Origin of the sequence: Halobacillus sp. (genome assembly GCF_049282395.1) — a bacterium.
In the GTDB taxonomy this organism is placed as follows: Bacteria; Bacillota; Bacilli; order Bacillales; family Halobacillaceae; genus Halobacillus.
In genome coordinates, this window is the sequence record NZ_JBAPTY010000105.1 from 16222 (window position 1) to 37130 (window position 20909).

17 protein-coding genes, 1 other RNA gene and 2 pseudogenes are annotated in these 20909 nt (G+C 40.2%); 17 read left to right on the top strand and 3 right to left on the bottom strand.

Going from position 1 to position 20909, the window contains the following annotated elements; genetic code table 11:
• Positions 1-2: 2 nt before the first annotated feature.
• The 8 genes and pseudogenes from panD (at position 3) to nth (ending at position 8024) form a co-directional block, all read left to right on the top strand.
• A complete protein-coding gene (gene panD / locus WAM07_RS05035) occupies positions 3-392 on the top strand; it encodes an aspartate 1-decarboxylase (RefSeq protein ID WP_014643491.1) in 390 nt (129 codons plus the stop codon).
• Between the two features lie 106 nt (positions 393-498).
• The gene (gene dinG / locus WAM07_RS05040; RefSeq protein WP_422165307.1) at positions 499-3291 is read left to right on the top strand and encodes an ATP-dependent DNA helicase DinG; all 2793 of its coding nucleotides are present in this window, start codon (positions 499-501) and stop codon (positions 3289-3291) included.
• A gap of 103 nt (positions 3292-3394) precedes the next feature.
• Positions 3395-3565, top strand: coding sequence for a YpmA family protein (locus WAM07_RS05045; protein WP_422165308.1), 171 nt, complete (start codon positions 3395-3397; stop codon positions 3563-3565).
• A complete protein-coding gene (locus WAM07_RS05050) occupies positions 3522-4052 on the top strand; it encodes a DUF5590 domain-containing protein (RefSeq protein ID WP_422165310.1) in 531 nt (176 codons plus the stop codon). The genes WAM07_RS05045 and WAM07_RS05050 overlap by 44 nt, the downstream gene beginning before the upstream one ends.
• Before the next feature lie 17 nt (positions 4053-4069).
• Positions 4070-5254 carry a pyridoxal phosphate-dependent aminotransferase gene (locus tag WAM07_RS05055; RefSeq protein WP_422165311.1) on the top strand — a complete coding sequence of 395 codons (1185 nt, stop codon included), beginning with the start codon at positions 4070-4072 and terminating at the stop codon, positions 5252-5254.
• Between the two features lie 21 nt (positions 5255-5275).
• Positions 5276-6568, top strand: a pseudogene (asnS, locus tag WAM07_RS05060) (asparagine--tRNA ligase).
• A gap of 78 nt (positions 6569-6646) precedes the next feature.
• Positions 6647-7351 (top strand): DnaD domain-containing protein, encoded by a 705-nt coding sequence (locus WAM07_RS05065; RefSeq protein WP_422165313.1) that lies wholly within the window; start codon positions 6647-6649, stop codon positions 7349-7351.
• 10 nt (positions 7352-7361) lie between these two features.
• On the top strand, positions 7362-8024 hold the full coding sequence (nth, locus tag WAM07_RS05070) for an endonuclease III (protein ID WP_422165315.1): 663 nt from the start codon (positions 7362-7364) through the stop codon (positions 8022-8024).
• A 44-nt stretch (positions 8025-8068) separates the two neighbouring features.
• Here nth and WAM07_RS05075 read toward each other — a convergent pair whose 3' ends face one another.
• Together WAM07_RS05075 and recU are read right to left on the bottom strand one after the other, a co-directional pair.
• Entirely contained in the window at positions 8069-10765 is a 2697-nt protein-coding gene (locus WAM07_RS05075; protein ID WP_422165316.1) for a PBP1A family penicillin-binding protein, read from the bottom strand.
• Entirely contained in the window at positions 10766-11377 is a 612-nt protein-coding gene (recU, locus tag WAM07_RS05080; RefSeq protein WP_422165318.1) for a Holliday junction resolvase RecU, read from the bottom strand.
• A 485-nt stretch (positions 11378-11862) separates the two neighbouring features.
• On the opposite strand from recU, the gene WAM07_RS05085 reads away from it, so the two are divergent.
• Together WAM07_RS05085 and WAM07_RS05090 are read left to right on the top strand one after the other, a co-directional pair.
• Positions 11863-12123 (top strand): hypothetical protein, encoded by a 261-nt coding sequence (locus WAM07_RS05085; RefSeq protein WP_422165319.1) that lies wholly within the window; start codon positions 11863-11865, stop codon positions 12121-12123.
• A gap of 58 nt (positions 12124-12181) precedes the next feature.
• Entirely contained in the window at positions 12182-12538 is a 357-nt protein-coding gene (locus WAM07_RS05090) for a YppE family protein (protein WP_422165321.1), read from the top strand.
• A gap of 190 nt (positions 12539-12728) precedes the next feature.
• Here WAM07_RS05090 and WAM07_RS05095 read toward each other — a convergent pair whose 3' ends face one another.
• Positions 12729-15830, bottom strand: coding sequence for an efflux RND transporter permease subunit (locus tag WAM07_RS05095; protein ID WP_422165322.1), 3102 nt, complete (start codon positions 15828-15830; stop codon positions 12729-12731).
• A 197-nt stretch (positions 15831-16027) separates the two neighbouring features.
• On the opposite strand from WAM07_RS05095, the gene WAM07_RS05100 reads away from it, so the two are divergent.
• The 7 genes and pseudogenes from WAM07_RS05100 to WAM07_RS05130 form a co-directional block, all read left to right on the top strand.
• Positions 16028-16435, top strand: a complete 408-nt coding sequence (locus tag WAM07_RS05100) for a cytidine deaminase (protein WP_422165324.1) — start codon at positions 16028-16030, stop codon at positions 16433-16435.
• Positions 16436-16647: 212 nt separating this feature from the next.
• A complete protein-coding gene (locus WAM07_RS05105) occupies positions 16648-17163 on the top strand; it encodes a CotD family spore coat protein (RefSeq protein ID WP_422165326.1) in 516 nt (171 codons plus the stop codon).
• 92 nt (positions 17164-17255) lie between these two features.
• Positions 17256-17819, top strand: coding sequence for an SLOG family protein (locus tag WAM07_RS05110; RefSeq protein WP_422165328.1), 564 nt, complete (start codon positions 17256-17258; stop codon positions 17817-17819).
• A 78-nt stretch (positions 17820-17897) separates the two neighbouring features.
• Positions 17898-18206: a cell division regulator GpsB gene (gpsB, locus tag WAM07_RS05115; protein ID WP_422165329.1), complete on the top strand. Its 309-nt coding sequence runs from the start codon at positions 17898-17900 to the stop codon at positions 18204-18206.
• A 99-nt stretch (positions 18207-18305) separates the two neighbouring features.
• Positions 18306-18689, top strand: an RNA gene (gene rnpB / locus WAM07_RS05120) — RNase P RNA component class B.
• A 108-nt stretch (positions 18690-18797) separates the two neighbouring features.
• The gene (locus WAM07_RS05125; RefSeq protein ID WP_422165331.1) at positions 18798-19934 is read left to right on the top strand and encodes a THUMP domain-containing class I SAM-dependent RNA methyltransferase; all 1137 of its coding nucleotides are present in this window, start codon (positions 18798-18800) and stop codon (positions 19932-19934) included.
• Between the two features lie 109 nt (positions 19935-20043).
• A pseudogene (locus WAM07_RS05130) lies at positions 20044-20909 on the top strand (carboxypeptidase M32); the annotation flags it as partial.

A 20909-nucleotide genomic window follows, 5' to 3' on the forward strand; every position in this document is an offset into this window, starting at 1 on the left:
ATATGTTCCGTACGATGATGAAGTCGAAAATTCATCGCGCTCGCGTAACTGAAGCTAATTTAAACTATGTGGGAAGTATAACCATTGATCAAAATATATTAGACGAGGTAGGAATTCTGCCGCATGAAAAAGTCCAGATTGTTAATAACAATAATGGAGCTAGATTAGAGACTTACGTAATTGCTGGAGAAAGAGGAAGCGGAGTCGTATGCTTGAACGGCGCTGCAGCTCGACTAGTACAACCTGATGATATTGTTATTATCGTGTCTTATGCTATGGTAAGTGAGAATGAATTAGCGGACTTTAAACCTAAAATCGCGTTAATGAATGATCATAATCAGATTGCCGAATTGCTGGAAGAAGAACCACCGCTTACAGCTTTACCTTTTTAGTAAGTTTATAGAGCTGCATTAGTACAGAGGGGATCTTTGCCAGGGCTTCATATAAGGCGGGGTCCTTCCTTTTTGCTATTAAGTGAAGTTTGAAAGAGGGATATTGATGACTACATTTGCTATTGTGGATTTAGAAACGACAGGAAACGCTAAAGAAGATCGGATCATTGAGATAGGGATCGTGATTACGAAAGAGACAGGCTCCGTCATTAAAGAGTTCTCTTCTCTTATTTACCCTGACAGGGGTATCCCACCGTTTATTACCTCATTAACGGGGATAGAGGAAGAGGATGTATTGGATGCTCCCTTTTTTTCAGAAATTATAGATGAGGTTTATCATCTTATTAAAGACAGCTATATTGTTGCCCATAATATTGAATTTGATCTTGGGTTTCTTAATGGTGAATTCAAACGATGCGGTTACGAACCATTACATAATCCTGTTATTGACACCGTAGAACTCGCACGAATTTTAATACCTACTTCCCCTACTTTCAAACTGGGACAGCTGGCCGACCTATTAGGGATGGGACATGATCGTCCTCATAGAGCCTTATCTGACGCACAAGTGACAAGAGATTTGCTGATTTATCTTCTTAAGCGAATGAGTCGTCTTCCTGAGCGGACCTTGTTTCATTTACTGAAAGTAGAAGACAAGCTTAAAAGTGAACTCCGTCCTTTTATAACAAAAATAAGGGACGACAAACGTTACTCTCTGGAGAAAGAAGAGGGCTACACGTTAATACAAGGTATTCCAGTAAAAAAATCCAGCCAACCTCAAGCAGAAAATTCTTCTCAACTTCCTCCTTTTAGTGAATGGGTAGAAGAAGCTTATGAAGATAAGGAAGGCATGAAAAAAGTCATTAAGCATTATGAATCCCGTACTGGACAAAGGGATATGACTGAACTAGTGTATGAATCGTTAGAGAAATCCAAGCATGCACTAATTGAAGCGGGAGCAGGGACAGGAAAGTCCATCGCTTATTTATTATCCTCCTTATATTATGCCGTCCGAAACGGTCAGCGGGTTCTTGTAACGACTCATACCACCAGCTTGCAGCAACAGTTGCTTGAAGAGGAGATTCCAAGTTTAGAGCATTTATTTAAACGTCCTATTCGTGCAGTTCTTTATAAAGGAAGAAGTCATTATATCAGTTTGATCCACTTTAGTTATGAACTTGAGCAATCCCGGCAGGACAACTATGATATTGCTCTTACAAAAGCAATAATTCTAGTTTGGCTTACAGAAACAGCTACGGGGGATGTGGATGAAATTCAATTGCCTTCCAATGGCAGGCAATTCTGGCACAAGGTCTCAGCTGAACAATCAACTAAGACGGTTGATTTAGATTTAGGGGAAGATTCTTTCTACCAGTGGGCTCAAGAAAAAGCTTCTCATGCGGATCTTCTAATTACGAACCACGCTTTGTTCTGTATGGACTTAGTAAGTGAAGAACCAAGACTGCCAGCCTATGACCGTGCCATTATAGATGAAGCTCATCACCTTGAACCTGTAGCCAGTCGTTACTTTGGAATAAGGATGAATTATAAGGAACTGCAGAGACAACTCAGTCAGTTTAGTGATATGTTTAAAAAAAGTACCTATCGCCAATGGGTGTTTCGTGAATCCTTTTACAAAGAGGCGAAAAAGTGTCAGGCAACAGTGGATGAAGCAAAAGAAGAACTGAATCAACTGTCCAAGTATATTTTCCAAAGTATTAAAAGGGAAAACAAAGGGGACAGAAAAAAAAGTGATGTCGGCCGCATTCAGTATGCGTTAAAAATGGGAGAGTCCTCAGGATTCCAGTCAACTGCCAGGGAGATGTCACTCCGTTTTACCGCTTTATTATTCAAGTTAATTACAGGAATGGATCACATGCGTGAACAAATGCGATTGGCTGCCAGTATGGCAGAGGATCACTCGTTGCCTATTTTAATAACTAGACTCGATAGACAGATTGAACTTTGCCATCAAATCCGGAAGCAATTAACGGATTACTTTGACTCTGATACTGAAGAACTAGTGAAATGGATAGAAATAGAGGGAGAAGGGGCAAATAATTCGATTTACCTGTTCAGTGAACCACTCAACATAGCAGATCTCCTGAGAGAGGAATTATTCCATAAAAAAGAGAGTGTAGTGCTTACAAGTGCGACTCTATCTACAGATGGTTCTTTTTCTTATATGAAAGAACTATTGGGTATGGATCAGGAGGACTTGATGGAATCAATAATTCCTTCACCATACTCCTACAATCGGCAGGTTCAAGTAATGGTGCCCAATGATTTTCCGGATATTAAACGTAATCCAGAAGAATATATCGATGCCATTAGTGAAGCGATCTATTCCATTGCCGAAGTGACCAAAGGAAGAATGCTTGTCTTGTTTACTTCTTATGATATGCTTAGAAAAACTTACAGCTTGCTGAAGGAGATTATTGATCCGGAAGAATTCATGATCTTCGCTCAAGGGGTTTCAAGTGGGAGCCGAGATCGATTGAAGAAGAATTTTCAGTCCTTTGAGCAATCCATTCTATTGGGAACCAGTTCATTCTGGGAAGGAGTGGATATCCCAGGTGAGGACCTTTCCTGTTTAGTTATGGTGCGTCTGCCATTCCAACCGCCAGATCAGCCGGTTCAGTCCAAGAGAGACGTTCAAATGAAAGAAAGTGGCCGAAACTCTTTTATGGAGAGATCACTTCCACAAGCCATTATCAGGTTTAAACAAGGATTTGGAAGACTCATTCGGTCCAGCACGGATCGAGGAGTAGTTTTCATATGTGATCAGCGGCTAATGGAAGCAAGATATGGGAAGTACTTTTTAAATTCCATTCCAGAAGTTCCGGTCAGCTATCGCTCTACCCGTGAGCTTATCAATCAAATGGAACAATGGCTATAATCCGAAGGTAATTTCAATCAACATGGCCCTTCTAAACTGTTATACTAGGAAGGGCTTGATTAAAAGATAAAAAATATTATTTCTGAATCATGGAGGGAATCATGTGGAAAATAAAGTAGAAACCCTTTCAACGGTCCGTATTCAAAAAGCTGACGACCTATATAAAATTGTGGATACTTTAAACCGTACCTTGAAAGATAAAAATCTAATGTTTGGGTTGGCCCTTGACGATGAGGACAATGAAACCGCAGTCTTCACCATTTACCGTACCTAGCTGGCTGAAGTGGAGCTTTATCATTGTAGGAGCTCTCTTCTTTCTCAGCGGGGCTTTAGCTGTATGGATGTACGTGAGTATTAACAAGGATCTTCACGCTGGAGAGGAAGCAGCCCGGGAAATGGCGCTGAACCGGACTGAGATCGCTACAGTTGAAAAAGTAAGCATCTATCACGGTAAAAGTAAGGTACATATTGTGAAAGGAAAAACTCAAGATGGTAAAGAAGGGCTTGTTTTCATCGATTTGTCCAAACACGACATTCTGAATGAACAAATGAACCTGGAAATCATAGCTGAGCAACAGCTGAAGCAGAGCTGGAGAGCTGATTGTCAAAGTTGTATATTTAAAAATATCCAATTAGGTTATGAAGAAGAGAAGCCGGTTTATGAAATTACGTATGTAGACTCTCAGAATCGATATGTATTTGATTACTTTAATCTAAATGGAGAACGATTTGGTCAGCGATTTGCATTTAAACAAAATTAAAAAAGGAGTGGATAATAATGGAATTAGCTAACCGCGTTCAATCCCTTACGCCTTCCAGTACCCTGGCGATCACAGCACAGGCTAAGGCTTTAAAAGCAGATGGTCATGATGTGATTGGTCTAGGAGCAGGAGAACCTGACTTCAATACACCTGTCCATATCTTAGACGCAGCTAAAAGAGCGATGGATGAAGGTTTAACAAAGTATACACCAGCTGGTGGAATACCTGAGTTAAAGAATGCTATAACTGCAAAGTTAAAACGGGATCAAAACTTAACCTATACGAATGAGCAAATCATTGTTACTACTGGTGCAAAACACGCTCTTTTCACCCTTTTTCAAGTGTTATTGAATAAAGATGATGAGGTTATCGTTCCTGCTCCTTACTGGGTTAGTTATCCCGAACAGATTAAATTAGCTGAAGGGAAGCCTATAATCGTGTCGGCTGATGAGTCAAATAACTTCAAGATTACACCTGAACAATTAAAGGCTTCTATCTCTGATCAAACGAAAGCCATTGTAATAAATTCACCAAGTAATCCAACCGGGATGATGTATTCTGAAAAAGAACTGAAAGCCCTGGGTCAAGTTTGTCTTGATCATGATATTTTAATTATTTCGGATGAAATTTATGAGAAGCTTGTATATACATCCGAAGAACATGTTTCCATTGCTCAATTATCCGATGAGCTTTATAACCAGACCGTCATCATAAATGGAGTTTCTAAATCTCATTCCATGACAGGGTGGAGAATAGGGTTTGCTGCTGGTAACAAATCGATTATTAAAGCTATGTCCAACATGGCGTCTCACTCTACTTCCAATCCGACTTCCATTGCTCAATATGCCGCCCTTGCTGCCTACATTGGAAGCAATGAGGAAGTAAATGAGATGAGAGAGGCATTTAAAGAGCGACTGGAGGTTCTTTACGAAAAACTTACATCCATTCCAGGCGTAGATTGTATAAAACCGTCAGGTGCCTTCTACTTGTTTCCGAATGTACAAAAGGCGGCTGAAGCAGGTGGTTTTTCAAATGTAGACGAATGGGTAAAAGCCCTTCTTGATCAGGAAAAGGTAGCTTTAGTTCCTGGTTCAGGATTTGGAGCTCCGCAAAACGTTCGTTTATCCTACGCCACTTCGTTAGATCAACTTGAAAAGGCAGCAGATAGAATTAAACAATTTGTACAAAACCATCAATCTTAAAGTTTAGCTGGAGGTATAACCGTGAAAACAACAATTTCTCAAGTTTCAAAACATCTTAATGAAGAAGTTACTATAGGAGCATGGCTTGCTAATAAGCGTTCAAGCGGAAAAATTGCTTTTCTTCAGTTACGGGATGGAACTGGATTTATGCAGGGAATCGTAGTAAAGGCCGATATAGGGGAAGATAAATTCCAGGAGGCAAAAGCACTTACTCAGGAATCCTCCATGTATGTAACAGGCACGATTGTTGAGGATACCAGGTCTCCATTGTGATATGAAATGCAAGTGACGGATTTCGAGATCATTCATGAAGCTGTGGACTACCCAATCACACCTAAAGAGCACGGCACTGAATTTCTAATGGATCATAGACATTTGTGGTTACGTTCTAAACGCCAGCATGGAGTCATGAAGATCCGCAATGAAATTATCCGGGCAACTTATGAATTCTTTAATGAAAATGGATATGTGAAAATTGATCCCCCGATCTTAACTGGATCTTCGGCGGAAGGAACAACAGAACTTTTCCATACCAAATACTTTGAAGAAGATGCTTATTTGTCTCAGAGCGGTCAGTTATATATGGAAGCTGCAGCGATGGCCTTTGGTAAGGTGTTCAGCTTTGGACCGACATTCCGAGCTGAGAAATCAAAGACCCGCAGGCATTTAATTGAATTTTGGATGATTGAGCCTGAAATGGCATTTATGGATCACGAAGACAGTCTTGAAGTTCAGGAGCAGTATGTGTCTCATGTTGTACAATCTGTACTAAAGAACTGTAAAATTGAACTGGAAGCTCTCGGACGCGATACCGGGCAGTTAGAAAAGATTCAAGCTCCATTTCCTCGCATTAGCTACGATGAAGCCATCCAGCTTGTGAAGGAAAAAGGATTCGATGACATTGAATGGGGAGATGATTTCGGAGCCCCTCACGAAACAGCTATAGCTGAAAGTTATGATAAGCCTGTTTTTATCACGAACTATCCTGCAGAGATTAAAGCCTTTTATATGAAGCCTGACCCAGCTAGACCAGAAGTGGTCTTGTGCGCTGATTTAATAGCCCCTGAAGGTTACGGTGAAATTATTGGAGGATCCCAGCGAATTGATGATTTAGAACTTATGAAACAACGCTATGAGGATCACGGGTTGACGGGTGACGCTTATAATTGGTACTTGCAGCTTCGAGAATATGGAAGTGTACCTCACTCTGGATTTGGGCTTGGATTGGAACGAACAGTAGCCTGGATCGCAGGTGTTGAGCACGTGCGTGAAACTATTCCATTCCCTAGATTGTTGAATCGACTGTATCCTTAAGTACGGGAAAAACACCGATTACCCGCCTCATGGCGTTATCGGTGTTTTTCTTTGAAATCATAATCGGGAGTGAATCGTATGGCTAAGTATCAAAGTTTTCAAACCATGATAGACAATCAAATGATGATACCGAAGCAGTTGTTAACGGATTACCAAAAATTAGGCATGGGAGAAAGAGAACTCCTCTTACTTCTTCAGCTTCACCGTTTCCGGACCGAAGGGAATTTATTCCCAACGCCTGAGGAATTAGCCCAATACCTATCCGTTTCCAGTCAAGAATGTTCACGCATTCTTCGTAGCTTGATTCAAAAGCAGCTGCTGCAAATTGAGCAGCAGCAGAACGAGCAGCAGGTCTTAACGGAATGTTACTCTCTTGAACCTCTTTGGGATAAGCTATTCAGCTACACACCAAGGCGTAGGGAAGAAGCCCAGGAGTTTAATGAGAATATTTTTCCATTATTTGAGCAAGAATTCGGAAGACCATTATCTCCCTTCGAGATAGAAAATATTAATATATGGCTTGATGAAGAACAACAATCGCCTGCATTAATTAAAGCTGCCTTACGGGAAGCGGTATTAATGAGCAAACTTAATTTTAAATACATTGACCGCATTTTAAGAGAGTGGAAGAGAAAAGGGGTCCATACAGTCGAGCAGGCACGTGAGCAGGGAAAGCAGTTCCGACAGGGCGGAAACAACAGTTCAAGAAAGAAAGAAGAGGAAAACAAGCAAAAAAAACGCGATGTATCTTTATACTACAATTGGTTAGAGGAGGATTCATAAAAAGCCTACTATGCTGAATAAAACAGAAATACGTTATTGTTTAGACGTTTTTAAACAGATGTTTCCTGAGGCAGAGTGCGAATTAAACCATTCGAATCCCTTCGAATTGCTCGTAGCTGTTGTGTTATCCGCTCAAGCAACAGACTCACTTGTTAATAAAGTCACACCTGAATTGTTTCAGAAATACAGTACACCATTTGATTATATTGAGGTACCTCTCGAAGAATTACAGAATGATATTAAGCGGATTGGTCTTTATCGTAATAAGGCTAAAAATATTAAGAAGCTCTCTCAAACGTTAGTGGATCAGTTTAATGGTCAAGTTCCGCCTACTAAAGAAGAATTAGAAAGTCTGGCAGGAGTTGGAAGGAAAACGGCCAATGTTGTAGCATCTGTAGCATTCAACGAACCCGCAATTGCTGTGGATACTCATGTTGAGCGTGTGTCCAAGCGATTAGGCATATGCCGCTGGAAAGACTCTGTTCTCCAAGTAGAAAAAACGCTAATGAGAAAAATTCCAAAAGAAGAGTGGAGCGTTACGCATCATCGTATGATTTTTTTTGGCCGCTACCACTGTAAAGCCAAAAGACCAAATTGTGAAGAATGCCCTCTCTTGGTTTTATGCAGAGAAGGGAAAAAACGAATGAAAAAACTAGAAACAAGTGAGAAATAATAATGTATGAAAAAAGCGAACTCCGAAATGGAGTTCGCTTTTTTTTAAGCAGCTTCGTCTGTAGATTCTTGTTCGTCTGTATTAGGCTGATCAGAGGCAGGTTCATCAGGGGTATCTTCATTATTGGTGTCTTCAGAACCTTCACCATCCCCGTTTTCACTGTTATTCCCGGAATTTTCAGAGCCTTGATTCCCGCTTTCCTGATTGTTTTCTTCTTCGCTATTCTCATCCTGGTTATTCTGACGATCTTCTTCATTGCCTTCATCAGGGGCAGGAGGTTCTTCATCTGTATTTTCTTCAGGCGGAGTGCCTTCTTCATTTGCTGGGGTATCTTCATTATTTTCCTCTGGAGCCTGTTCTTCAGGATTCTCTTCCGTAGAAGGTTCTTCATCAGGAGACTCTTCTTCAGGGGTTTCTAATGGATTTCCTTGGACTCCAGGTACTTGAACTCTTTCGCCAGTCGATTCACTGCTTTCGGCTTCACCACTTTCACTTACAGCTTTGACTGCAAATTGATAGGTTGCCCCTTGCTGAACATTAGAAACGCTGGCACTTTTATCTTTTGTCGTAGTTAATTCTCTATAATCCCCACCATCAATCGATACGGAGACCTGGAATGAAACATCCTCTGTATCACCGTAGGACCAGTTTAAGTCAATGGAATTTGAACCTTCGTTATATTTTCCTGTTAGAGAATCTACAGGTTCCAGCTGTTTAAATGTCTTAGAAACCTTAGATGGCTGGTTATCAACGTGGAAAAGCTCCGTTACAACACGACTCTGCGGTGTATTCGAGCTAGGGAGCTTAGCTGGACGAGATCCTTCTTCAACTTCGACTTGTACAACGGATTCTGGCTTATTAAAGTCAGCTGTTTCTTTACCTTCTGATAATTGAGTCATCAGCGGTTTGAAAATCTGTTTCGGTATATCTTTTCCGGCCTGTGATAAACCTTTCATGTCATTATAGCCGGTCCATATGGATATAGAATAGTTGGTTGTATATCCATTAAACCAGGAGTCTGGTGCAGTATCCCCGCGGTTTGTCGTTCCGGTTTTTCCGGCTTCAGGGAGGCCGGAGACGTTAGCTGCCTGCCCTGAGCCTTCTGACATAGTAGTCTGCAGCATATCACTGATCATGTACGCCGTATAGCTGTCCATCGCAGATTTCGGTTCCGGTTTCGTATCCAGTGTATCTTCGCCTGGTACTTCAATTTTTCGTACTGCATAGGGTTCATTATAGACACCTTCATTCCCAAAGGCAGCGTAAGCTCCTGCCATTTGTACAGGATTTACGCCAATGTTTCCACCGATTGCATCTACTGGGACAATATTAGAATTATTGTAGGAAATACCTAGACCTGAGGCGAATTCTTCTGCCTTGTCCATCCCTACTTCCTGCATGGTTTTCATAGCCGGAATATTGAGGGAACGACTTAATGCATACCTTGCAGAGACCCATCCTCTAAAACGGTTATCAAAATTATTGATTTCTTTACCATTAATTTCATATTCTTCATCTTTAATCTGGTGATAGGTTGAGATTTTATCGTATTGAATGGCAGGACCGTAAGCCATAATAGGTTTAAAAGTAGATCCAGGCTGTCTCGTGATTTCAGTAGCATAGTTCAGATCGCTTCCTTGATAATCACGACCACCTCCGATTGCACGGATGGCTCCGGTTTTTGTATCTGTGACAGCCACACCTGTCTTCAATTCATCATCCGGCCAGGAGATAGGGCCATCGCTGCTCAATAGCTCTTCCACTGATTCTTGAGCCTTTGGATCAAGAGTGGTATAGATTTTCAATCCATCTTTGAAAATGTCTGCCCCGTCCATTTTAGCTTCTACTTCTTTTCTAACTTTTTTAATAAAAGCATCATACGGGGTTTCTTTTTTTTCCGTTTCTGTTTTATCTATCATATCCTCTACGTTTGTTTTTCTTGCTTCCTCGGCTTCTTCTTCTGAAATTTTTCCATGCATAACCATCAAATTAAGCACCGTATTAATTCGATCTTTAGCAAGATCGGGATTTTCAAGTGGATTATAGGCCGATGGACGCTGAGGCAGACCAGCTAACAAAGCTGCCTGTGGTAAAGTTAACTCACTTAAGTCTTCTTTTCCGAAGTAAGTTTTGGCAGCTTCTGCAACGCCATAAGCACCTGCTCCGTAATAGATTTTATTCATATACATTTCCAGGATTTTTTCTTTCGAATACTCCTGGTCAAGTTTGATAGCTAAATACTGTTCCTGTACTTTTCTTTCAATCGTCTTTTTGCTCGTTAGAAATGACCTCTTAACAACCTGCTGAGTAATGGTACTTGCACCTTCAGCGCCGAACCCGCTCGTAATGTTAGCTCCGACAGCTGCTACTATTCTTCTGAAGTCAATACCTATGTGGTTGTAAAATCTTGAGTCTTCTGTAGCGACCACCGCGTCTTTAAGGACTGGAGGCAGGTCGTCATAAGTTACTTTGGTTCTTCGTTCTGCTCCAGCTAAATCTGTAATCAGGTTATCGTTCATATCGTAAACTTTTGAAGAAAAAGGAGTGGATAATTGCGATTCATCTAATTTAGGTGCACTTGAAATATAATAAGCGAACAACCCTCCGGTACCGATCATTAATACAAGACCAACGATTAAGATCGTTAATAATATTTTCTTAAATAACGGCTTTCCTTTCTTTTTCTTAGAAGCCTTCATCTGATTTCTTCTTGCTGTACGTGATTGGCTTTCGTTTGCCATTTAGTTCTCCTCCAATTCAGAAATAAGCTTATCCAGAGCAGCAGCGTAATCAACTCGTGCCTGGAAATGGAAAGGAATGTAGTAACCTTCCTTTTTTATAAAAGCGTAGGGAATTGATTTTCTTCCGCCTTTCCACTGCTCATCCCAAAATATAAATAGTTGCTTGGAAGGAAGTAAATACACTTCCTCCAACGGAGCAAACTTGATGATCATAAAACAGATGCCACCTTGTTGATCCACTGCTTTCATATGGTCAATCTGGTGTTGATGGACGTTGCTTAATGGGAATGACGTCTTATTTCTTGTTTCTTTAGCTTCGAAATCGATATACTTACCGCGATAAACTCCATTAAAATCTGTGGTAGAAGCTTGCTTAAAATAGGCTTCCTTTATTACAGCAGCACTTCTTTTGGGATAATCCACATTTACTATCTGGACGGGGGTTGGTTTCTTATGAACTACTGCGATTTGAGACTCTAAGTAGTATTTGTTCGTTACACTGATATCTTCTTCCAGCGTCATTCCACGATTGCTAAACGTAGTCTTTTTTTGCTGTTTAGGTGCGGAAACGTTTTTTGCATTAGCCGACCGTTTTCCATTGGGATATTTCATTCACTATACCTCCCTGCAGCCATGAGAGTATCATACCAAAAAATAACCTCCAAGGATATATGTGAAGGCTTCAATTTTTTAGACGTATGGACAACTAAAAGGTTTCATTTATTTTAATCATTCGACAAAAAGTTCAAATCATGGACAATTATACCATTTATTTTCCGAACTAATTATTCTATTCGAAAAAAAGAACTTGTTTAAGGGGGATTAAAAAAAGCTGCTGCTAATTAATTCAGCAGCAGCCCTTTTATTAAGTGGATGGACGGTTTTCACCAGCAAGCTTCGGATTATCCGTTTTCGCAGGTTCAGGTTTTTTAGGTTTTTGATCTTTCTTTTTTGGCATAAAAAGTCCTCCCTTACTGTCGAAGGTATTTGTTCAATTTGACTTGTTTTGTAGCATTAGTTCTAGTCTTGTCATTGGGGAAGGAGTTATACATAAACAGGAGAATTAAAAGGGTATCAGGGTAGAGGAGGAGATGAATGTGCAAATATATCGCACTTCTTCAGAATTCGAGGAGCAGCTGCTTAAATTGAAAGATAAAATGTCAGGTTTAAAGAAGCAGGTAGCCACAAAAACGGATGAGACTGTATTTAGTATGGCTGTAGCCCATAGAAAAGAAATGGATGACCTTTATGATGGATTATTTCATTTAAAGCAGCAGATTGAAGAAGTAAGGCTTGACCAGGAAGTTCAGGTTAAAGAGAAATATCATCACCCAAAGGACCAGGTTTCAGCTATATAATTCGTTGATATAAAAGATATAATCATGGTAAGGTAAACTAAAAAGGTGTGAACATATTTTGGCGTTAGAAGAACATACAAAAGATTTGAAACAACTGATCGATCAACTCCATACTCAATTTCTGGAAACTGAAGGTCCCGTCGATAAAAAAAATCACGCTTTTTTTGAAAAAGTGAAGAAAGAAACCTCGCCTATGTTTGAACTTAACAGTTTGTGGAGTGAAGAAGCTGAGGAGTATGTGAAAAATCGAGGGGCAAGCGTACATCCGAATCAGATTAAATCTACGAATGAAAATATCGAAATGATTATTTTGCACAGCTACTATGTGGATGTGCATCGGAAAAGGTTTAAGGAATTATATCAATCCGTTCATTACGTTCTGGATATGATATTAAGCGATATAAAAAACAGGTAGTAAATAGCTAGATACCTCAGTGCAGCCACTGAGGTTTTTTTGATCCCCTATGATATCTCAGAATAAAAGAGAGGCTGATCATTAAAGTTGAAAATAGGATTAAGGAGTGTGAATGGGTAAAGGAAAACAGTTAAATCTTAAGTTAAAAAAAGCTGCCGGTAAATCCGGCAGCTAAGTTTGTATAGAAATGTTAATTCTTCTTAAAAGCATAGGAGGTTTCTTCGTGTGTTGTTTTCTTTCCCGTAATTTTTACGATAATTAAATAGAAGGCAGGTACAAGTAACAGGGTGAGTATAGTTGAAAATAACAAGCCGGAAACAATAGATACCGCAAGTGGCTTAAACAAGACATCCCCTGTGAATATAATCGGCGTAAGAGCTGCAATTGAAGTTAGAGAAGTAAGTACAATTGGCCTTACTCTGGCACGCCCAGCTTCTATTACAGCTTCAATCGTAGATGAGTAAGTTTCTTTATTCTGCTCGATAAATTCAATCAATATAACAGAGTTACGAACAACAATACCTGATAATGAGACAATGCCCAGCACTGCTAAGAAGCTTAGTGGCTGGCCGGAGACGAATAGACCAATAATAGCTCCTGTTACTGCCAAAAATACAGTTCCGGTTATTAATACTGGCATTAATAACGAGTTGAATTGGATAGCGATGGTCAGATAAATCAGGAACAAAACGATCACAAACAGTTTAGCAACTTCAACAAAGAACTCTGTCTCTGCGTCAGTCTCCCCGCTTTCTACTAGAGAATAGCCATCTGGTAAATCTTCTTTAATTGTAGATACAACCTCATTGGACTTACTTGTAAATGCTTCTTCGGCACCCTCTTTTGGATAAGCTTCGACCGTAATCGTACGTTTGCCATCCAGATGAGGAATAGCCCCAACTTGTTCAACCTCTTCCTGAGAGATGAGTTCATCTAAGGAGAAGGAAGCAGGTGCTTGACCCTCACTTGGATTCTGCTGGCTGACTACCGTTAAATCTTCTAAATTAACCCCATTTGGATCTCCGTCATCAAGTATAATTTCCAGAGGAAGACGTTCCACCCCATTATCAAACGTTCCAAGAGGCACCCCGGTATTAGCAAGCTGAAGCTGGGAAGTAATCTGACTGATTGGTATATTATTATCAGCTAGTTTATCACGGTCAGGATTAAATCGAGTAAATGGCTGTCCGGATCCAGCATTAATGGTTGCAATTTCTGCTTCATCGATGTCAGCCAGTCGATCCCTGGCATTTCTTGCTTCCTGAATGAGCGGCTCTAATTCTGGTCCTTGAATTTTCACCTGAACCGGTGGAGATGGAGGAGGACCAGACACAATGGTTTCCAGAAATACTTCTGCATTCGAAAACTCTTCTCTAAGAGGCTCTTCCCAATCATTAATGAAGGTAGAAGCGCTGGTTTCATCGCGGTCTACTCTAACTAAAATCTGTCCTGTATTTTCACCTGAACGAGTCAGGGATGAGTTGAAAATACCAGGAAGGCCTGAACCCGTATAAATCGCGGATTCCGTAATATTGTCTTCCTGACTTGTTAAGAAGTTTTTCATTTCTTCAAGCTGATCATGAGTTTCTTCAATCGGCGTTCCCTGTGGATATTCTACGGATATAGTCACTTCGGGACGGTCCGCAGAAGGAAAGAACTCAAAAGGAATCCGAACAACCAGTGTGGCAAGCAGAGCACATAAAATTAATCCTGTAAGTGCAGTGAGCCATGGTTTTTTAGTAATCTTTGGCAGAATGGAATCGGCATAAACACGTTCGATCCAATTAAAGAACCCGCCAAGGAGACCTTCTTTTGATTTATTCTGCTTTTTCTGCCGGCGTTTCCTGGCATATTGAACGGTTGGTACAAAGGTTAAAGCGATAATAGTTGAAGCAAGGATAGTAAAGATTAGCACGGTTGGCAAAGCCCTTATAAAATCCCCATTTGAACCTGATAAGAAAGTTAATGGGAAAAAGCTGAAGATAATCATAAGAGTAGAGGTAACAATCGATTTCCTTACCTCTTTAATCCCGCGTATAGTACCTTCTAAAGGACCATCTCCAAGCTGGAATCTTCGCTGAATATTATCATTAACCACAATGGCATCGTCCACGAGTATTCCAATAGCAATAATCATTCCAATAATGGATATCTGGTTTAAATCTACTCCTACGTAAGGGAGTGGAATAAGTCCGATAATAATGGAAATCGGAATTGACAAAGCTACCAGAATAGCAGAAGAAATAGGTAAACCTAACACCATGATGACGATTACAGCAAAAAATGAGATGGAGAACGAAGTGATTAGATTTGTAAAGACTTCCTCTATTATCGTACTTTGAGTGTAGAATTGATCCACCTCAATAGCATCTGGTAATTCACTAGAGAGCGTATTAATTCTAGAGGTGATACTATCCTGTAAAGCAGATATATTTACCCCTTCCTTGGCCAGTATTGTCACAGATAATGCGGCTTTTCCATCATAAGAGATCAGGTCATCTACTTCTTTGTTGATCACATTTATGGAGCCCACATCTTCAATGGTTAAACTTTCACCTTCATTATTTTGACCGATTGATAATTGAGATAACTCATCAATATTTGAGTATTTATCAAGGATAAGCTGATAAATTTTATTATCTTCCTGTTCAGTTCCTATTGCTGCAGGTGCAATTTCGTTCTGGATGGATGAGATGACCTGTGAGGGAGATAATTGATTTTCTTTAAGCTGGGTATTATCTAAACTGACGGAAACTTTTTGCTCAGGCAAGCCTTTAACAAGAATAGATTCTACGCCAGTTATTTCAGTTAATTCGGCCCGCCAAGTTTCTAATGTATCTCTAAGATTATAAAGGTCTTCTTCATTGTCAGCGAGTAAGTGATAGGAAGCGACAGAAGACGAATTAAGGTCTGTATTTACATTAGGATCCTGTACCTCCTCGGGGAACCCGCGTGAAACGTCAGAGACCACTTGTCGAATTTTTGAATTCACTGTATTAGGTTCAGCGTCCCCGGTAAGTGTAGTGGTAATAGAACCAAAACCAGTGGTTGAAGCTGATGTGACTTGGTCTACCCCCTGGATGTTTAATAATTCTGATTCCAATGGATTAATGACGGTTCGTTCTACTTCCTGAGGAGTGGCCCCTGGGAATACGGTAGAAATCGATGCTACATTAACATTAATCTCGGGGATTTCTCTTTTTGGGAGCTGAAGATAAGTAAAGATACCTGTGAAAATCAGCAGAATTATGAAAACCCAGATAATCTTATTAAATTGCAGTATTTTGGACATCTCTGTTCCTCCTTATTACCTTTAAAATTAATCAGCTATTTAAATGATTATATCAAGTATAAACTTTTTTTTGACACATGTGTCAAATATTAATGTCCTGAATGTGTTTTAGATGAGATTATTTTCATTTTGTAATCGCTTTACATCTATATTGAATTGTTTTATAATTATCTTCCCAATAAAAGGGAGGTTATAATATGAACCAGGAACAGTTAATTCAACATGCTAAAGATAGTCGGGAAAAGGCTTATACTCCCTATTCTAAATTTCCTGTAGGAGCAGCACTTCTAACAGCGGATGGCACTCTGTACACCGGATGTAATATTGAGAATGCGGCATACCCGGTAGCTTGCTGTGCAGAGAGAGTGGCCATTTTTAAGGCCATTTCAGAGGGTCATGTTAAATTTCAGGAGTTGGCTGTAGTCGCAGATACAAAACGTCCCGTTCCACCTTGTGGTTCATGCCGTCAAGTAATGAGTGAATTCTTTGACTCCAACGTGAAGATTCATGCTTCTAATCTCTCGGGAGATTACAAAACGGTCTCTATGGATGAATTACTGCCATTTTCTTTTTCATCCGCCGATCTGCCGGAGGAATCTTCTTAGGTAATAGCTTTACATAGAAGGAGGGATGCGATCCTTCCTTTTTTCTTTTCATTAGCCGGAATAATGTGAATTAGATCTTGACTACTTTGTAAGCTTCCTTTTCTTTTATGATCGATGGAGAAGTTCTTATCAATATGATAATTTCGCCCAGTACATCTTGCAGATGCATGACATACGCTGATAAGGAATAGACGATAAGGAGTGAAAGTTGTATGCATCACCATTCAATGCAAGGTCAAGGCGCTCATTCCTGCGATAGGCGTCCGATCGTTTGCCCGGTACAGCAATGTGTAGTAGACAATTACTTTGTAGAAAATCAAGATTATATTCATCCGACTCACATATTAGTTCAAAACCATCATTTACTAAATAATTTTCATTATTTCCCTTATATGACTTCGGAGGCTAACTCTTTCCAAACTCAGGATTACGCCTTCCCACAAGGGTCTTCCCCGGATTATAACTGGATGGATTACATGTCTCAAAACCAGATGGGTCAGGGTCAGATGCCAATGATGCCACAGGATCAAATGGGAATGAGTCAGGGCCAGATGCCGATGATGCCACAGGATCAAATGGGAATGGGCCAGGGTCAGATGCCAATGATGCCACAGGATCAAATGGGAATGGGCCAGGGTCAGATGTCGATGATGCCTCAAGGTCAAATGGGAATGGGTCAGGGGCAAATGCCAATGATGCCGCAAGGACCAATGGGCACAATGGAATAATTAAAATAAGCCACTAACCGTGGCTTATTTTTTCATATAGGAAGAATGAAAGCTTTCTTTTCTTGTCTAATTAAACAAAAGGGAGACAAATCATGAAAACGATTGTTGTGACAGGCTATAAACCGATGGAACTCGGGATTTTCAACCCTGAAGATGCTAAAGTAAGCTTTATAAAAGAAGCCATTAAGAAGAGAATTTTATCCTTATTAGATGAAGGGCTGGAATGGGTGCTGATTTCAGGTCAAATGGGAGTAGAACTTTGGACCGGAGAAGTTGTGCTCGATTTAAAAGAAGAGTATTCAATTAATCTGGGAATAATTCCGCCATTTGAAAATCAGCAGGAAAGATGGAAAGAAGCCTACCAACTGGTATATGAAGAGGTAACGATGATGGCGGATTTTCATAAGCCGGTATATAATAAAGGATATGAGGGACCGCATCAGTTTCGAGCGAAAGACCAGTTTTTAGTGGAACATTCCGATGGATGCCTGGTATTGTATGATGAAGACACAAAGGGGAGCCCGGATTACTTTTTAACAGCGGCTTCTAACTATGCTGCTTCTCATACTTATCCTATTCTCTACATAACTCCATTAGATTTGGATGACATAGTGGAAGAACTGAGGATGTCGAACCCGGATAACTGGACCCAATAATTTTTTCTAAATACAAAATTGACATTTCCGTCAGCTTTTGAAAAAATAAACGTAATGTGCTGAACAGAGGTGAAGATAATGAACTTAGAAAATATCCACTTAACAAGTAAAGAGATTCTTGAAAAAGATTTTAAAACGTCGATGAGAGGTTATAATCAAGAAGAGGTAGATGAATATTTAGATTTAATCATCCAGGATTATGACCATATGCAGCAGGAGATGGAAAGATTACAGCAGGAAAATGATCGGTTGAAACGTATGTCATCCAGAGAATCGACACAACGTGTAAAACAACCCGCCAATAATAATCATCAGGTTAATTACGATATTTTAAAGCGTGTTTCTAATCTGGAAAAAGCCGTATTCGGAAATAAATTCGCTGATTGATTCCACTAAATCCCACGTGACAGCGTGGTGAATATCTGGTACAATAATCTAGTGCGTCTATTAAGACGCTGACGAATCAAATGCATAAAGTAATTTTGAATACTCGGGTAATCGCTGTATGGTTTTCATGCAGAGGAAAGTCCATGCTCGCACAGTCTGAGACGACTGTAGTGTTCGTGCCTGACGAAACCATAAGTCAGGGTAGCTTACGTATAAGCTAACGGCAAGGAAAATTCCTAAGTCTGCTAAGATAAGGAATGAATACTTTGAAAGTGCCACAGTGACGAAGCCAAAATAGAAATATTTTGGGTGGAACGAGGTAAACCCCGCGAGTGAGCAACCCAAATAAAGGTAGGGGCACTCTCTTAATGGAAAATGAACCAACTGAGAGGCCGGCATATAGTCGGCAGATAGATGATTGCCACCGGAGTACGAGGTTGACCGCCGTTTGCAGTACAATGGAACAGAACATGGCTTACAGAGTATTCAAAGGTCACTTTAATTATTACTACAGCACACACCCTTCTGAAAAGCCATCATTGCTTTTTAGAAGGGTTTTTTTATGAATACATAGTGGAGGAGATGAAGAAGATGGATCAACAGGTTACTTTGATTGCTACCGCGGCTATGGGCCTTGAAGCGATTGTTAGTAAAGAAGTAAAAGAACTTGGATATGAAGATGTTCAAGTAGAGAACGGGCGGGTAGTATTTACAGCAGATGTATCAGCTATTCCAAGGGCTAACCTCTGGTTAAGAACGGCTGACCGCGTGAAATTGCTGGTTGGTAAGTTTAAAGCTGTTACATTCGATGACTTATTTGAGCAGACAAAGGCTTTACCATGGGAAAACTTTATTACAGAAGATGGTGAATTTCCTGTAGTAGGTAAATCTGTAAAATCGAAGTTGTACAGTGTGCCAGATTGTCAATCTATCGTAAAGAAAGCCATAGTTGAGCGTTTGAAGAAAAAATACGGCGTGGCTTCCTGGTTAAAGGAAACAGGGGCATTTTATCGTGTGGAAATTGCTCTTCATAAAGATGAAGCATTACTGACTATTGATACATCAGGCAGCGGGCTTCATAAGCGGGGCTACAGAGTAGGTCAGGGGGAAGCTCCTTTGAAAGAAACTCTGGCTGCTGCACTCGTTCAAGTAACGAACTGGCACCCGAATGAACCTTTTGTGGATCCTTTCTGCGGGTCAGGAACAATAGCAATTGAAGCTGCCTTAATCGGACAGAATATTGCACCTGGTTTTAACCGGGAATTTGCTTCTGAGGATTGGTCGTTTATTCCACAAAAGGCCTGGGACGAAGCTTTTCAAGAGGCGGAAGACAGTGCAAACTATGATCAGCCTTTAAATATAACAGGTTCGGATATAGATCCGGACTTAATTGAAATTGCTAAAAATAATGCTATGGAAGCGGGTCTTGGCGATCTTGTGACCTGGAAACAAATGCAGGTTAGGGATTTCAAACCCAAGCAGGAAAATGGTTATTTAGTCTCAAACCCTCCTTACGGTGAACGTATGGGTGAACGGCCGGAGGTGGAAGAGATGTATCGCGATCTAGGGGTTATCATGAGAGATTATCCTTCCTGGAGCGTTTATGTCCTGACTTCCCATGAAGGATTTGAAAAACTTTATGGGCAGGAAGCTACGAAAAAGCGTAAGCTATTCAACGGATTCATTAAGACGGATTACTATCAATACTTTGGAAAAAAGATACGTTAAATATAGAATGGGGGAGTTGACCCTCCATAATTTTAGTATCCTGTATTTTAGGTTTTATTGGAAAATTGTATAAATCATTGAATACTTCAGGTAAAGGTGGGTGACCGTAGTGACTCAAACTGTAAAAGAAAAATTTCTTGACCTTCTGAAAGAACAATCTTCTTATGAAGAAGCCATTGGTTTAATGGCATGGGACATGCGCACAAAAGCTCCAAAAAAAGGAATGGATAACCGTTCTGAAGTTTTAGGAGTACTATCAGAAAAAGTACACGAAATACAAACATCTGACAAAATGAAATCTTATATCGATGAATTAAAAGGGCAAGTTGAAGACCCAGTACTCGTCAAGTCGCTGGAAGAAGCAGAAGAAACCTATAACAAGACAGCTAAGATTCCTGGAAAAGAATATCGTGAATATGTAACTCTCCAATCCAAAGCGGAATCCATGTGGGCAGAAGCAAAAGATAAGAACGATTTTGAAAGTTTTCGTCCTTATTTAGAAGAGCTGGTGGAATTCAACAAGCGGTTTGCGGATTACTGGGGCTACAAAGAACATCGCTATGATGCTCTCCTTCACAATTATGAACCAGGAATTACCGTATCTAAATTAGAAGAAGTTTTCCCAAGAGTGCGGAAGGCGTTAACGGATTTGTTAGATCAAATTAAAAAAGCTCCTATGCAGCCGGATCCTTCCGTGCTTGAAGGGCATTTTCCTAAAGCTCAGCAGGAGAAATTCAGCGAAGAAATACTGAAGCGGATGGGGTATGATTTTGAAGCCGGCCGTTTAGATGAAACAGTTCATCCTTTTGCTATCGGTTTAAATAGCAATGACGTTCGTGTTACGACTAAATACGATGAAAAAGATTTTAGAACCGCTGTATTTGGTACCATCCATGAAGGTGGCCATGCGTTGTATGAACAAAACATAGATCCTAAACTCACTTTTACTCCACTTGCAACGGGAACATCTATGGG